The sequence below is a fragment of the Paenibacillus hubeiensis genome (assembly GCF_032334105.1).
Classification (GTDB): Bacteria; Bacillota; Bacilli; order Paenibacillales; family Paenibacillaceae; genus Paenibacillus; species Paenibacillus hubeiensis.
The window spans coordinates 48730-64773 of the sequence record NZ_JAVYAE020000002.1; the positions used below are offsets into that span (position 1 = coordinate 48730).

13 protein-coding genes and 1 other annotated feature are annotated in these 16044 nt (G+C 49.8%); of the genes, 11 read left to right on the forward strand and 2 right to left on the reverse strand.

Annotation, left to right across the window (positions count from 1 at the left end):
- The first annotated feature begins 99 nt into the window (after positions 1-99).
- The 5 genes from RSX24_RS06935 to RSX24_RS06955 all read left to right on the forward strand — a co-directional run bounded on the left by RSX24_RS06935 (position 100) and on the right by RSX24_RS06955 (position 7321).
- Positions 100-1836 (forward strand): type 2 periplasmic-binding domain-containing protein, encoded by a 1737-nt coding sequence (locus RSX24_RS06935; protein WP_343260104.1) that lies wholly within the window; start codon positions 100-102, stop codon positions 1834-1836.
- A gap of 60 nt (positions 1837-1896) precedes the next feature.
- Positions 1897-2811 carry an ABC transporter permease gene (locus RSX24_RS06940; RefSeq protein WP_236412092.1) on the forward strand — a complete coding sequence of 305 codons (915 nt, stop codon included), beginning with the start codon at positions 1897-1899 and terminating at the stop codon, positions 2809-2811.
- Between the two features lie 13 nt (positions 2812-2824).
- Positions 2825-3718 carry a carbohydrate ABC transporter permease gene (locus RSX24_RS06945; RefSeq protein ID WP_236412094.1) on the forward strand — a complete coding sequence of 298 codons (894 nt, stop codon included), beginning with the start codon at positions 2825-2827 and terminating at the stop codon, positions 3716-3718.
- 257 nt (positions 3719-3975) lie between these two features.
- A complete protein-coding gene (locus tag RSX24_RS06950; RefSeq protein WP_343260105.1) occupies positions 3976-5604 on the forward strand; it encodes a glycoside hydrolase family 13 protein in 1629 nt (542 codons plus the stop codon).
- Between the two features lie 52 nt (positions 5605-5656).
- Positions 5657-7321 (forward strand): glycoside hydrolase family 13 protein, encoded by a 1665-nt coding sequence (locus RSX24_RS06955; RefSeq protein ID WP_343260106.1) that lies wholly within the window; start codon positions 5657-5659, stop codon positions 7319-7321.
- A gap of 178 nt (positions 7322-7499) precedes the next feature.
- Here the strand turns inward: RSX24_RS06955 and RSX24_RS06960 are convergent, their stop codons facing one another.
- Together RSX24_RS06960 and RSX24_RS06965 are read right to left on the reverse strand one after the other, a co-directional pair.
- Positions 7500-8420 (reverse strand): DMT family transporter, encoded by a 921-nt coding sequence (locus tag RSX24_RS06960; protein ID WP_343260107.1) that lies wholly within the window; start codon positions 8418-8420, stop codon positions 7500-7502.
- The gene (locus tag RSX24_RS06965; RefSeq protein ID WP_343260108.1) at positions 8417-9277 is read right to left on the reverse strand and encodes an AraC family ligand binding domain-containing protein; all 861 of its coding nucleotides are present in this window, start codon (positions 9275-9277) and stop codon (positions 8417-8419) included. Before RSX24_RS06965 ends, RSX24_RS06960 begins: the two co-directional genes overlap by 4 nt.
- A gap of 218 nt (positions 9278-9495) precedes the next feature.
- On the opposite strand from RSX24_RS06965, the gene RSX24_RS06970 reads away from it, so the two are divergent.
- The 6 genes from RSX24_RS06970 (at position 9496) to tyrS (ending at position 15805) form a co-directional block, all read left to right on the forward strand.
- Complete coding sequence (locus RSX24_RS06970) at positions 9496-9645, forward strand: Dabb family protein (protein ID WP_343260109.1); 150 nt, start codon at positions 9496-9498, stop codon at positions 9643-9645.
- A complete protein-coding gene (locus RSX24_RS06975) occupies positions 9642-10106 on the forward strand; it encodes a hypothetical protein (protein WP_236412981.1) in 465 nt (154 codons plus the stop codon). Before RSX24_RS06970 ends, RSX24_RS06975 begins: the two co-directional genes overlap by 4 nt.
- 222 nt (positions 10107-10328) lie before the next feature.
- Positions 10329-11651, forward strand: coding sequence for a nucleobase:cation symporter-2 family protein (locus RSX24_RS06980; RefSeq protein WP_343260110.1), 1323 nt, complete (start codon positions 10329-10331; stop codon positions 11649-11651).
- Positions 11652-11885: 234 nt separating this feature from the next.
- Positions 11886-13358 carry a protein adenylyltransferase SelO gene (locus tag RSX24_RS06985; RefSeq protein WP_343260111.1) on the forward strand — a complete coding sequence of 491 codons (1473 nt, stop codon included), beginning with the start codon at positions 11886-11888 and terminating at the stop codon, positions 13356-13358.
- Between the two features lie 174 nt (positions 13359-13532).
- Entirely contained in the window at positions 13533-14096 is a 564-nt protein-coding gene (locus RSX24_RS06990; RefSeq protein ID WP_343260112.1) for a DMP19 family protein, read from the forward strand.
- Between the two features lie 82 nt (positions 14097-14178).
- Positions 14179-14405, forward strand: a binding site (T-box leader).
- A gap of 137 nt (positions 14406-14542) precedes the next feature.
- Positions 14543-15805 carry a tyrosine--tRNA ligase gene (gene tyrS / locus RSX24_RS06995; RefSeq protein ID WP_236412103.1) on the forward strand — a complete coding sequence of 421 codons (1263 nt, stop codon included), beginning with the start codon at positions 14543-14545 and terminating at the stop codon, positions 15803-15805.
- The last annotated feature ends 239 nt before the right edge of the window (positions 15806-16044 follow it).

The window sequence follows — 16044 nt, forward strand, 5'->3', positions numbered from 1 at the left end:
AAACAGACGTTCAATCCCTATCTCGATGAGTCTTCTCTTTATTTTATAATGAAAGCGCAAACAACAATAAACAATCAGAACGAAGGGGAATCGAATGCGATGAGAACAAAATGGTCCATGAAAAGCGAGCGGTTGACGAAACGCCTGGCCGTGCTGTCGATGTCTGCGCTGATGGTTACAACCCTTGCGGCATGTGGGGGCGCCTCCGATGCTCCTACGGCGGAGGAAGCAGGCAAATATGAGGTAACGCCGGGAGATCCGTTCAGCGCTTATAAAGATGAAATTACCGTCACCATGGGTCGCGTAACTACGGCCAACCCGAAACTGCCGGCCGGAGACACCTATGAGAATAACGCATATACCCGACTGGTCAAAGACACGTTTAACGCTCAGATTAAAGATCAATTTGAAGCTAATGGCGAAGATTACAGCCGTCAAGTTTCGCTGGCCATCGCATCCGGGGAACTGCCTGACATGATGCGCGTCGATTCCAAGGATGAGCTGAAGGAACTGGTGGATAATGATCTGATTGAGGATCTGACGGCCGTTTACGATCAATATGCCACGGATAACATCAAGCAGATTTATGATTCCTATGATGGACGCGCTTTGGACAATGCAACGATCGATGGACGTTTGATGGCCCTTCCGGCAACTGCTTTGGATTCCGCACCAGCGATGGTTTGGGTCCGTCAAGATTGGCTGGATCTGCTGGGCATTCAACTAGATGCCGATGGAGACGGAGCCCTCACGCTCGATGAAGTGGAGAAAACGGCGCTGGAATTTCTGAAAAGAGATCCTGGTCAATCCGGAAACCCGGTCGGCATTCCATTTGTGAATACGCTGAACACAACAGATTATAATGCTTCTGCCTATACCATGCTGGGAGTTGCCTCAACAGAGGGCGCATTCCCGCAATATTGGATGAATGGCGAAGACGGCAACATCGTTTATGGCTCCACAACAGAAGAAACGAAGCGGATGCTGGGCATCATGGCGGATTGGTTCAAGAAAGGGATCATCGACCCGCAATTCGGGACACGCACGTTTGATGATATTACCGCACTCTACACCAACGGCCAAAGCGGGATCGCTTTTGGACCATGGCATATTCCCGACTGGGGACTGATCAGCGTGAAACAGATGGATAAAGATGCAAAATTCACGGCATATACGTTGGAGGATGCAAACGGTAAAGTGAACGTGGCGCATGCCAATCCATCCAATCAGTTCATCGTGGTAAGAAAAGGATATGAGCACCCTGAACTGGCCGTCAAAATTGTAAATCTGTTCTACGACAAACTGGCCAATGATAAAGATGTCGCAACAACGATGCCGGAAGCCGCCAAGTATCAGGAAACCGGGGTAGACGGTTCGACCCGACCGTTTAATATCGAAGTCAACTCCGCTACGTCGCTGCTGGATGATTATTCCGATGTCGTTCGCGGGATTAAAGGAGAGATCGGTCTGGATCAAGTTCGTACAACCGAATCGAAAAACAATATCGGAAGCATCAAAACCTATTTGAGCGATATGGATACGGATAACGTTACGGCCTGGTCGAAATATCACTCGCGGATCAACGGAGTCGGGCTGATCGACAAACTGACAGAGGAAAATAAATTCGTATGGATGACACCTGCATTCTCCGGAACGACGCCAAGCATGAAACAGACGTGGGCGAATCTGACGAAGCTGGAGCAGGAATCGTTCATCAAAATCGTGACAGGTTCAGAGCCTCTGGACTACTTCGATACCTTCGTCAGCAATTGGAAGAAACAAGGCGGCGACCAAGTCATTCAGGAAATACAAGCCGAGGTCGCATCGAAAAAATAAACATCCATGAACAATGGCAGGGCTGCGATTGCAGCCTTTCTTCACGAAAGGGGTTCATCCATGAAGCAGGGGAATTTGAAAGCAAGAGGCCGGTTAGGCACGGGTGCCATGTACCATATGATGATGCTGCCGGGCATTTTGTTTTTGCTGGTATTCAGCTATGTTCCGATGGTCGGCGTCATTACGGCTTTTCAGGACTACATACCGGCCAAGGGCATGTTCGGCTCCGAGTTTGTCGGGTTGAAGCATTTTATTTATATGTTCAAGCTGCCGGATATCGCGCAGGTCATCAGCAATACGCTGGTGATTGCCATTGCCAAAATTGTGCTCGGAACGATGATGGCGATCATTTTTTCCATTTTGTTAAATGAGATCCGCCTGAAATTCGTCAAAAAATCCGTGCAGACGATCGTTTATCTGCCGCACTTTTTATCCTGGGTCGTTCTGGCGTCCGTCGTTGTCAACATGTTCAGTCTGGACGGAATCGTGAATCAAATGTTGGCGTTCTTTGGCCTGCAAAATATTAATTTCCTTGGCAGCAACACCTGGTTCCAGCCACTGATTATTGGAACGGACGTGTGGAAGGAGTTCGGTTACAGTTCCATCGTCTATTTGGCTGCCATCACTTCGATCGATCCCGGTTTGTATGAAGCGGCAGGAATGGATGGGGCCAGCTGGTGGAGAAAAGTATGGCATATTACCCTGCCGGGCATGCTGCCTATTATTCTCCTCATGGGTGTAATGAGCCTGACCAATATTTTGAGTGCCGGCTTCGATCAAATCTATAATCTGTATAACCCGGTCGTCTATGAGTCGGGAGATATTCTGGATACCTATGTTTATCGGATCGGACTTGTCGGGCGTCAGTATAGCTTCGGTACGGCTGTCGGCTTGTTCAAATCCGTGATCGGAATCGTTTTGCTTTTGTCCGCCAATCAATTGGCCAAAAAATATACCGACCGAAAAATATTTTAAGGAGGCAACGTCCGTGCCCTATTCCGCAAATGTAAAAGACCGAATTGGCCGGTTTGTCATCTATGCCATCGTCATCTTCCTGGCATTGATCTGCCTTCTTCCGTTATGGAACATCGTTGCGATTTCATTCAGCAGCAGCGAGGCCGTATCCGCGAATGCGGTAGGCCTCATTCCGGTCAATTTTACAACAGCAGCCTATACGAAAATTATCGACGATGCCCAGTTCTGGCGTTCTTTCGGCATATCCGTGCTGCGCGTCGTGCTTACACTGATCCTTAACATGATTCTTATCATATTGATGGCATACCCGCTATCCAAGTCGAAAAGGGAATTCAAGGGCAGAAACATTTATATGAATATTATGATTTTTGCCATGCTGTTCAGCGGGGGCATGATTCCCAGCTACCTGTTGATCAAAAACCTGGATATGCTGAATACGATCTGGTCGCTTGTTCTGCCGGGGGCTGTTCCTATTTTCAGTGTTATTCTCGTGATGAATTTCTTCTCTGCCGTGCCTAAAGCGCTGGAAGAAGCCGCATTCATCGATGGGGCGAACCCGCTCCAGGTCTTGTTCAAAGTGTATGTTCCCGTATCCATCCCGGCGCTGGCGACGGTTGCGTTATTCAGTATCGTCGGTACGTGGAATGACTTCTTCAGCGGTTTGATCTACATGACCAAAGTCAGCAATTATCCACTAATGACCTATATTCAATCCCTTAATGTGAATATTGCGGAACTGCTGCAAGCCGGGACCAATTCTTCCGAGCTCAGCAGTCTGACCGAAATTTCGAACAAAAACCTGAATGCGGCCAAAATCGTAGTCGCCGTCATCCCGCTGCTGCTGATTTATCCCTTGCTGCAAAAATACTTTGTCACCGGCATTGTCGTCGGATCGGTCAAAGAATAATAAGATGCTGTGAAATGAATACACATGGTAACGGAGAGGCAGGACCAATCTGGAGAAGCGAAGCGGTCGCCTAAAAGCTTTCTGAAAGAAAGTTGCATCGGAAGCATAGGCTTATCACCGGATTTTCCCCTTTGAAAAAGGAAATCGAAAAAATCTGGGGATAACAGCGATCGGAAGATGATGCTGCACTCGTAGTGGCCTAGTGTAATTGAATAGTGCGGTTTCTATATACATGTGTTAGAAAGGTTGTATGAACGATGGAACATAAAAAATGGTGGAAAGAGACTGTCGTGTATCAAATTTATCCACGGAGCTTTCAGGATAGCAACGGGGATGGAATCGGCGACCTGAAGGGCATTGTGTCCCGGCTGGATTATTTGCAAGAACTCGGAATCGGTGCCATCTGGCTATCGCCGGTTTGCAAATCTCCGCAAGACGATTTTGGGTATGATATTTCCGATTATCAGGATATCGATCCGATGTTCGGGTCTTTGGAAGATATGGAAACGTTAATTCATGAAGCCGGGGAACGCAACATCCGGATCATTATGGATTTGGTGTTGAACCATACTTCGGATGAACATCCCTGGTTCCAGGAAGCCAAAAAAAGCAAAGACAATCCGTACCATGACTATTATGTCTGGAGAGATGGCGTAGAAGGAACGCCCCCAAACGACTTGGGCTCCACATTCGGTGGTTCAGCTTGGCAATGGGTGCCTGAGATCGGGCAATATTATTTGCATCTGTTTTCGGTCAAACAGCCGGATCTCAACTGGGAAAACCCCAAAGTCCGGCAGGAAATTTACGATATGATCAATTGGTGGATCGATAAGGGCGTTGGCGGTTTTCGACTTGACGTCATTGATCTCATCGGCAAAGAGCCGGATTTGAAGATTACGGGGAACGGACCTCATTTGCATAAATACATCAGGGAGCTGAGTAAGGAAACGTTTCAAAAAGCGGGAGACCTGCTCACCGTTGGAGAAACATGGGGCGCCACCCCGGACATCGCAAAATGGTACAGCAACCCGGACGGCAGCGAGTTTTCCATGGTATTTCAATTCGAACACATCAGCCTGGATGAACAAGAAGGGAAAGGAAAGTGGGATCTTAAACCTTTGGATGTGATGGAATTAAAAAAAGTGCTGTCCAAGTGGCAGACAGAGCTCAAGGGGGTAGGCTGGAACAGTTTGTTCTGGAACAATCACGACTTGCCTCGAATCGTTTCCCGTTGGGGAAATGACGGACCATTCCGGATCGAATCGGCTAAAATGTTGGCCACGCTTCTTCATGGCATGCAAGGGACGCCTTACATTTACCAGGGTGAAGAATTAGGCATGACGAATGTGCAGTATGCGATGGAAGATTATCGGGATATTGAATTGCTGAATTTTTATAAGGAAAGAATGGAAAAAGGATATTCTGAACGCGACGTTATGGAGTCGATCTATACCAAGGGCCGTGATAACGCGCGAACACCGATGCAATGGGGTGCTTCCGATAACGCGGGTTTTACGCAAGGAAAACCTTGGATTAAAGTGAACCCGAATTACAAGCACATTCACGCTGAGGAAAATTTGAATAACCCTGAATCCATATTCCATTACTACCGGAAACTAATTCAATTAAGAAAAGATCATGACGTGATCGTATATGGGGATTATGAGCTGATATTCCCGGATCATCCAGATGTATTTGCTTACACCCGGACGCTCAATGGAACCAAAATCCTGGTGGTATGCAACTTCCAAGGACAACAGGCCGAACTCCCGCTCCAGGAACAATTGGCAGAGACAAATCAGCTGTTAATATCCAATTATTCAGGCCAAATGTCGGAGAGTGAACTGCGTCCATATGAAGCGAGAATGTACCTTATCCAGGCTTGAAACATAATACTATAAATAAAGTTTAGTGGTTGAGAAAGAAGGATTGCATCAAATGAAAAAAGTATGGTGGAAAGAAGCCGTAGCTTATCAAATCTATCCAAGAAGCTTTATGGACTCGAGTGGGGATGGGATCGGCGACATCAAGGGCATCATTTCAAAACTGGATTATATCCAGGATCTCGGCATTGATCTGATATGGATCTGTCCCATGTATCAGTCGCCCAACGACGATAATGGTTACGACATTAGCGATTACTGTTCCATTATGGGTGAATTCGGCACGATGGAAGACTTTGATCAATTACTGAACGAAGTTCACCGCCGCGGCATGAAACTCATCATGGATCTGGTGATCAATCATACCAGCGACGAACACCCGTGGTTTATGGAATCGAGAGCTTCGCAGGATAACCCCAAACGGGACTGGTACATCTGGAGAGACGGGAAAAACGGGGAAGAACCGAACAACTGGGAGAGCATTTTCGGCGGATCTGCATGGGAATATGACGAGGTGTCGGGACAGTACTATCTTCATCTGTTCTCCAAAAAGCAGCCGGACTTGAACTGGGGAAATGAAGAAGTTCGGAAATCCATTTATGAAATGATGAATTGGTGGCTTGATAAGGGGATTGACGGGTTCCGCGTCGATGCAATCAGCCATATTCATAAAGAAGAGGGCCTGCCGGACATGCCAAACATCGAGGGCGTCAAATACGTCTCTTCTTTTGAAAAACATATGAACGTCAAAGGAATCCAGCGTTATCTGCAAGAAATGAAAGAGGAAACGTTATCCAAGTATGATGTGGTGACCGTTGGGGAAGCGAATGGAGTAAAAGTAGAGGACCAGGAAGATCTGCTGGATTGGATTTGTGAAGTCAGAGGCAAATTCAATATGGTCTTCCAATTTGAACACCTGGACCTTTGGAACAACAGCACGGACAGGCAGCTTGACATTCCCAAATTGAAACACGTCATGACCAAGTGGCAAAAGTCGCTTGAAGGCATCGGCTGGAATGCTTTGTTTATTGAAAATCACGATCAGCCTCGCAAAGTTTCGTCTTGGGGGAATGATGCGGAGTATTGGTATGAGAGCGCCACTGCGCTAGGAGCCATGTACTTTTTCATGCAGGGCACGCCCTTCATTTATCAAGGCCAAGAGATTGGAATGACGAATGTGGCTTACCCTTCCATCGATGATTATAACGACGTAGCCGATCGGAATTTATATCAGATCAAACGCGAAGAGGGCATGTCCCATGAGGAAATCATGAACATCATCTGGGCATCGAGCCGCGACAACTCCAGAACGCCGATGCAGTGGTCTTCGGACAAACAAGCCGGGTTCACCACGGGCATCCCGTGGCTAAAGGTGAACGACAATTACGTTGATATTAATGTAGAGAAACAGCTTCAGGAACGACGGTCGATCCTTCACTTTTATAAACAAATGATTCAGCTGCGAAAAGGACATGACGCGCTCATATACGGCACCTATGAGCTTCTTATGCCGGATCATCCAAGCGTATTTGCGTATACCCGTACATTGGCAGACCAACAAGTGCTGGTACTCATTAATCTTACGGGACAAATCGTGGAGCTCGGTGGAGAAGAGAAGTATCCCGACTTTTCGGAGATCTGGCTTACCAACTACGACGACTGCAGGCTGCCAATGCAGCTGCGACCGTTCGAAACGATCATAGGTTTAACCGGAAAATGAAAAGTACGAAGCGTCGTTACTGCGGCAAAGGCATGAATAGGCTAGCCAGGATACTGGTTAGCCTATTTTGCTCTTTGACGAGGCGTGTGCCAAGAAACAACCCGACCCATTCGGTCTTCGTCGGGCCATTCTTTTGGTTCCTTTTTACGCGCTGCGCTCAAAGGGTATCCTCGTTCTTTCATTTTATGGCTCTCAGCCTGGATGCTCGGCCAGCACGGGCGGGACGTTCGGAGAGATACGATCCAACCAGCGTCAACAGTGCGCCGAGAACGGTGCCCCAGGTCAACGGTTCGCGGAGCAGCAGGGTGGACGCGATCACGGTGATTACCGGCACGAGATAGATGTACACGCTTGTTTTCACCGCACCGAGCAAATGAACCGCCCGATTCCAAGTGACAAAGCACAGGGCGGAAGCGCCCAAACCGAGAAATAGCAGGTTGGCCGCGTTAGCGGGCACGAGCAGCCGGGCCGGATCAGGATGAACGCCTTTCAGCCATACCGCCGGGATCATGAACAGCAGCCCATAGCCAAATACTTTGCGCGTTGCGCCGATGGCATGGTAACCAAGCTGGCCGATCTTTCGCATGAGGACCGAATAGAAGGCCCACACCGCAGGTGCAATGAAGGCAAGCAGGTCACCGAGCGGATTGATTTGCAGCACGGTTTGTCCATGAAACGAAATGAGTATAATACCCATAAGCGCGATGCCGAATCCAAGCATAAAGTTGCGGTTCAATCGTTCCCCGTCCAGCGCGAAATGTGCGATCACCGCGGTGAAGAATGGAGCGATGGATACGATGACGCCTACATTGGAGGCGAGCGTATATTCCAGAGCCACATTTTCAATCAGGAAATATAACGTAACCCCGCACAGCCCGGCTGCCATGAACAAGCATTCCTCCCGGAAGGAAGCGATTCGCTGGAAGCGTGGATAGATCAACAGCAATGCAGCGTACCCCAGCACAAACCGGAACACCAGAATCTCCACCGGGGTGAAGTCCACGAGCAGCCATTTGGTGGAAATAAACGTTGTGCCCCAGACCAGCATCGTAAACAAGGCCAGCAAATGGCCGGTTGAAGCTTTGGTTGTTTTCGTCATGTCGGATTGCCCGCCTTTTCTGCATGCGGTACCGCTAGTTGTTCGTGATTGAAAATGCGCCGGTATTGTCGCGGCGTCAGCCCGATCAGTTTTTTGAAAAAATTCGTAAAATGGCTTTGATCGCTAAAACCTGTCCTGGCAGCTACTTCCATCGGGAACAATCCCTGTTCGAGCAGCCGCTTTGCGTGATTGATGCGAATGGTCTCCAGGTATCGGTAAGGGGAGATGCCTTTCTGGCGCGTAAACAGCCGCAGCAAATGATATTTGCTCAGGCTTGCCAGATCGGACAACTCGTTTAATGCGATGCTGTCCATGTAATGCGATTCGATATAAGCGCACACGCGCGTAATTTCGGCGGTTTGCTCCTGTTCGGCGTTTGTCCGTTCGGTGTCCGAATGTTCGCTGATCAATTGTTCCAGAAGGACGAGCAGCAGTTCCTCTTTGCAAAAGTCCTGCCGCTCCGCAAGGATCAGGTCATGCAGCTCCTGCAGCGTTTCTACCAGCTCGTTCTGGAAAAGGACATGCGTGGTGAATCGGGGCATGGCGTCATGCCCGGTCATTTCCGCAGCGTATCGCCGCATCACCTCAGGTTCGATGTTCAAGCAGCGATAGTCGAGCGTCCGCCCGTCCACCTGCTCGCAAGCATGCGGATCACCGGGATTAAAAATAATGATGTCGCCGCTGTTTAACACATATTCTTCCTGGTTGCACACCAGATGGCGTTTGCCGTCTTCGATGAAACCGATCACGTAATAATCGTGAAAATGGTTCGGAAATTTCTGCATGATGCCCTCGAAGCGGTAAGCTTCCAACTGCAGATCGGGATCGTATACGACGGTTCGCACTTCGCGAGTCACATGCTGCACCTTCTTTCAAATGATGTTTCTGCTATTATAAACGAAATCCTCTCCCGTGTTCTTGGATGATATTGCTTCATGTTAGATGTGTGTTGCCTGCCTGAGCATACGCTATTTATAATGAATATTAATGAAGATTCCCGGCATAGTGGAATTGAGTGCAGGCATTAACGTCACGGAAGAAACGGAAAACATCCCGATATACCATTGGCTTGAGGGTGATATTTGAAAATCAAAACGCGCTGCGCGCTTATTGCCCCCATCCGGCTTATCAGGCCTTCGTATCCGTACTGGATGGATATATCAGCAGCGTCATCGTATCCGATTACCCGATTGCTGAACAAGAGAAGGGAAGTGCTGTTGAATGATGATGAACACCCGCTCCGTGCGACTGGAGGATCTGAGCAAGCTCGAATACAGCGTACGCATTGGCAAAGTATCCGCAGAAAGTTACCGATCCATCATGATTTTGTCCTTCAAAGGCGAGTACGGTTTCGGCAGCAGAGGCAATAGCGATGCCAGATACATGAGCGCCATCGGCAAGGCCGTTTTGGACGCCTGGGCTCCCTGGGGATTGGTCATCGATTTGAGCGAGCTCAAGTACGAATGGGGAGACGAACTGGATCGCGTGTTCGACATCGGGAGCGAGCTGGCGAGAATCAAACCGTTCCCGGTGGCTTTGACCGTTGGACCGGCTTCAGAGGAGGCGGTGCGCACGCTTATTTTGGGTATCGGCGCTAAGGAAACCATCGAGGATATCGGTTGGGTATTTCGCAGCATCGAGGAAGGTTGGACCTATGTTGCAAATCAGTTAGAGCCAAAGGATTAATGGTTCGTTCAATATACATAGGAATCGATGTCAGATAATCTAACTTTGATTTCGGGATTTATTGTTAAGAACGCCTAAGTGGTGTGTCTTTCTTTATCTCCTCCAACAATTCTCCATGCCACCTGCTCGAAATCTTCCGAATTGTTTATATAATGTGAACTAACATAACGGCGTTTCTTCAAAGAGGTTCACGGATAATGATCATTCGGGGGGAGAGCTTTCATGAACGAAACGAAAAAAATGAACATTTTTTCATTGGGAATCCAGCATGTCCTGGCCATGTATGCCGGGGCGATTCTGGTTCCGCTGCTGGTCGGCCGGGCGTTGAACCTGACGGCAGAACAACTCGCTTACCTGGTCTCCATCGATCTGCTGACCTGCGGAATCGCGACATGGCTGCAAGCGCGGAAAGGCAAGGTTCTGGGCATAGGTTTGCCGGCAGTGCTTGGAAGTTCCTTCGTGGCGGTTACACCGATGATCGCAATCGGCAATCAGTACGGGATTCCGGCCATCTACGGCTCCATTATCGCGGCAGGCCTCTTCATTATGATCTGTGCGACCTTCTTCAGCAAAATCGTGAAACTGTTTCCGCCGGTCGTGATCGGTACGGTAGTGACCATTATCGGCCTTGCGCTTATTCCTACCGGCATCCGCAATATGGCGGGCGGCAGCGGAAGCGAGGATTTCGGCGGTCTCGGCCACCTCGCGCTTTCCTTCGGGGTATTGATTTTCATCCTGATCCTCCACCGTTATGCACGCGGATTTGTCAAATCGTTGGCTGTTCTGCTCGGCATCATTGCGGGAACCCTGGTCGCTGTCCTGATGGGCAAAGTCAATGTTGCTCCCGTGCTCGAAGCTTCCTGGTTTCGCATGCCGCAGCCGTTCTATTTCGGATGGCCGACCTTTGAATTCGGTCCGATCCTGACGATGATCATCGTGGGCACGGTGGTTATCATCGAATCGACGGGTGTGTTCATGGCGCTCGGCAAAATTTGCGACCAACCCGTCACCGATGAAGATCTTGCCCGCGGATATCGTGCGGAAGGTCTGGCTTTTGTGCTAGGGGGCATCTTCAATGCTTTTCCGTACAATACGTTTGCTCAGAACGTGGGTCTCGTTCAACTCTCCCGAGTGAAGACGACCAATGTCGTCGTGGCGGCAGGGGGCATCCTTGTTTTCCTCGGTTTGATCCCGAAAATCGCCGCTTTCGCAACCATTATCCCGAGTGCCGTGCTTGGCGGGGCAACGGTTGTGCTGTTTGGCATGGTGGTGTCGTCCGGCGTTAAAATGCTGCAATCCGTTGACTTCAGCAAACAGTCGAACTTGCTGATCGTCGCGTGCTCGGTGTCGCTTGGCCTCGGGGTGACGGCAGTTCCCGACTTGTTTGCCCAGCTGCCGCAAGCGATCCGCATCATCGTCAGCGATGGCATCATTACAGGCAGTTTGTCTGCCATTCTGCTCAACGTATTTTTCAATCCCGGCATCAAAAAAGAAAGCATTCCGCTTCAGTCGTCCCCTTCGCAGGCGAACGAAGCACATTCTTGACGTTGAATTAAGCGCACATAAAGCATCGTTTTCCATTCAGTCGGCTTGCTAAAAGTTCATCGCGTTCTTCAGAGCGCGCATGGACTTTTTGCTTTTTGAAAGGTCATATTGAAAAGTTCAATAAGCCGAACCATGCAAAAATAAGGCAAATATGCTACAGTTTTTTCATGACCGCCGTAAACGATGAATGTTATGAGGAACCATATCGAACAATATAACAAAGGAGAGGTGATCATGATGCAGAAGCAACTGATGGATGCCGGATGGAATCTGGACAATAGCTATGCCAAGCTGCCATCCGTTTTTTATACGAAGCAATCCGCCCAGCCCGTTGCTCGCCCCAAATTATTGGTGTTGAATGACGCGTTAGCGGCATCGCTCGGGTTGAATGCAGACCTGCTGAAACAGGAGGAAAACGTCGAAATCTTTGCGGGCAACCGAAATCCGGTCGGATCGGAGCCGTTGGCGCAGGCTTATGCAGGGCATCAATTCGGCCATTTCAACAGGTTGGGCGATGGACGTGCGCTGCTCATCGGTGAACAGCTGACGCCGGCCGGCGAACGAATGGACATTCAGTTAAAAGGGTCCGGCGTTACGCCGTATTCCCGCGCGGGGGACGGAAGAGCCGCGATCGGGCCGATGCTGCGCGAATATATCATTAGCGAAGCGATGCAAGCGCTGGGCGTTCCGACAACCCGTATTTTGGCCGTGGTATCCACGGGCGAAACGATCTATCGCGAGACGGAGCGGCCGGGTGCCGTTCTGACGAGAGTGGCGGCAAGCCACTTGCGCGTTGGGACGTTCCAATATGCAGCCGCTCTGGGCAATGTGGATGACCTTAGAGCATTGGCCGATTATGCCATTCAGCGGCATTATGCCGAACTGGCAGCAGACGATGACAGGTATTTGCGTTTGCTCGAAAACGTTATACGGCGTCAAGCTGCCTTAATTGCGAAATGGCAGCAAATCGGTTTTATCCACGGCGTGATGAATACGGACAACATGACGATCAGCGGCGAGACGATCGACTATGGCCCTTGTGCTTTTATGGATAACTATAATCCGGCGACGGTGTTCAGTTCGATTGATACCCAGGGACGTTATGCTTACGGCAATCAGCCTTATATCGGAGGCTGGAATTTGGCGCGCTTTGCGGAATCGCTGCTGCCATTGCTGCATACTGACGAAGAACAGGCCGTGCAAATGGCACAGGATGCCATCTCTTCCTTTTCCGAATTGTATCATCATCATTGGTTGGCGGGTATGCGTACCAAGTTGGGGCTGTTTAACGCAGAAGCGGCGGACGAAGAACTGGTCAAAGACTTGCTGGACCTCATGGAGAAACACCAGGCTGATTACACGAACACGTTCGTGGCACTAACCTTTGGGCAGGCGGTCGGTCATGGGCTGAGCGACGATGCGGAATTTGCGAATTGGCATGCACGCTGGCAAGCCAGACTTGCGAGACAGGAACAGGGCCCGGAGGCCGTGCGCGAACAGATGAGCAAGACCAATCCTGCGGTCATTCCGCGCAATCATCGGGTGGAGGAAGCGTTGGAGCGCGCAGAGCAGCATGGCGATTACAGCGTGATGAACAAGCTGCTTGCCGTGTTGAAGAATCCCTATGCCCATAGTTCCGAACAGGCGGAGTACGCCGCTGCACCCATGGCTTGCGACCCGAACTATCGCACGTTCTGCGGTACCTAACGAACGAGGCGGATAGCTTGGAGGGAGGAAGCCGTTTGTCAGAGCTGCGAAGCTTGTCCCGGTTGCGGGAGGAGGTATTAGCGTTATTCGGATTTCACGGACTTTCCTAGTGAACAGATGGAGGGTTATGTCAATCGCAGATTTTCGACATTTCGGGAAGATGGCGCCCCTTGTGTGAAGGTATCCGATCAGGGATTTGTCGTTCGCATCCATGAACGGGGCAGCGAGGTGTACGAACGACAACTGGACGATAAAGATGTGGTTCTCTATTGGGGAGGGATCATTCTGTTGGACAATAACGACATACATGATTTGTGGTACGACTATGCCATCGCTTTCGTAAGCTTGAAAAACAACTCCGCACGGGGATGGAGCGACCTCACGCCAGAACAACAGGAAATCGCCGCATTGTGGCTGCTGGAGGCGGATGTGTTCAACGGCGGTTTTGTGCAGTTTTTTTGCAATTGGGGGGAGGAAGCGCTGGTCCATGCGGTTCGTGCGCTGCAAACGATCGGAGCCGCAGACGAGCTAACCTACGTGAACGCTTGTTTCGATTGCATCCGACATCTGGAGAACGATGAACGCCTGACGGAACTGTGGGATATCCCCCGGTTTCTGACAGACCAGGAGGAGCAGCAGTTGGATACGCTGGATCAAGAGTTCTGGAACGGAGAAAGCCAAATTGCCCCCAAGGCGTATGAACATTACGCCAGAACGTTGAAAATCGCCGTTCCATAATACTTGGTATGGCAACATTCCATTGAGGAAAACGGCTTGCAAACGTTCAAACGTTCGGATATACTGTCTATAATCTGAAACATGAATTACGTTGAAGGAGCGCAGTAGCAGCTTTGTCCCTGTTTCCAGAAAGTCAGGGGTTGATGGAACCTGACACATACAAGGACTGCGAAGTACACTCTGGAGTATCTTGGGTAATGCCAAGCGGGTTTGGCGAACGTTATTTCGTCATAAGTGGTATGGGCAGCGTGCAACGTCAGGCTGTTCATGCAAACTGGGTGGTACCACGGTTATTCAATCGTCCCTGTGTCTGCGTGCAGACCGGGTGGCGATTTTTTTGTTTTTCGGCCATGGACAGGTAAGCTTGCCGTGGCAAAGTTCTGCGCAGTGTGTCTTCATCACGCGTATTCATGATTTCTTTAACTTTAGAAAAGGGGTTGTTTGTGTTGAATATTTTGGACGAACTGCAATGGCGCGATGCCATTAACCAGCAAACGGATGCGGAGGGCCTGCGCGAGCTGGTCGAATCGAAATCCATTTCGCTGTACTGCGGCGTTGACCCTACCGGCGACAGCATGCATATCGGACATCTTATTCCGTTCATGATGCTCAAGCGTTTCCAATTAGCAGGGCATCGTCCAGTCATTCTGATCGGCGGCGCAACCGGCACGATCGGCGACCCGAGCGGGCGCCAGTCCGAACGTTCCTTGCAAACGCTGGAACAGGTGCAGGAGAACGTAAACGCCTTGACGGCACAGATGAAAAAATTGTTCATTACGGAAGGCGACAATCAGGTACGCCTGGTGAACAACTACGACTGGACGCACAAAATCAATGTGATCGAATTTTTGCGCGACTACGGCAAAAACTTCAACCTGAACACGATGCTTGCGAAGGATGTCGTGGCGAGCAGACTGGAAGGCGGCATCTCCTTCACGGAATTCTCGTACCAGATCCTGCAATCGCTCGATTACCTGCATTTGTTCCAAAACGAAGACGTGCAGCTGCAAATCGGCGGTTCCGACCAATGGGGCAACATTACAAGCGGTCTTGACCTGATCCGCAAAAAAGAAGGCCCTGATGCCAAAGCGTTTGGTTTGACCATCCCGCTGATGCTCAAAGCGGACGGAACGAAATTCGGCAAATCGGCCGGGGGCTCGATCTGGCTGGATCCAAACAAAACGACGCCGTTCGAATTCTACCAGTTCTGGGCGAATACCGATGATCGCGACGTCATCAAATACTTGAAATACTTTACGTTCTTGTCCAAAGAAGAAATCGAAGCGTTGGCGGAAAAAGTGGAAACCGAGCCGCACAAACGCGAGGCGCAAAAGGCGCTTGCCGAAGAAATGACCCGTTTCGTGCATGGCGAAGAAATGCTGGAACAAGCCAAGCGCATTACCGCCGCATTGTTCAGCGGCGACATTCGCTCGCTGACAGCGGACGAGATCGAGCAAGGCTTTAAGGAAATGCCAACGTTCGAAACCAACGGCGAGGCGAAAAACATCGTTGACTGGCTTGTGGATCTTGGCCTGGAGCCATCCAAACGCCAAGCCCGCGAAGACATCACGAAGGGTGCCATCTCCATGAACGGGGAGAAAGTAACCGAGCTCGACTTCACCATTTCGGCAGAGCATGCCATCGGCGGCAAGTTTATCATTATCCGCAAAGGTAAAAAGAATTACAGCCTTGTGAAGCTGCAAGGGTAAGCATTCGATTCATGTGCTGAGGCCATGTTCCATTGGGAACATGGCCTTTGTTACGTCTTATTCATGTTTTGTTTATGTGATATAACCTGTCGCTATACGTTCATTATTATCAGCGCAATGTAAAATCATCGCCATCTATATAGATTGAACCGGAAATTTACACGATAACGAAGAGGGCAGAAAGAATCTGGAGAAGCGAAGCGGTCTAAAAGCTTTCTGAAAGAAAGCTGCTTCGGAAG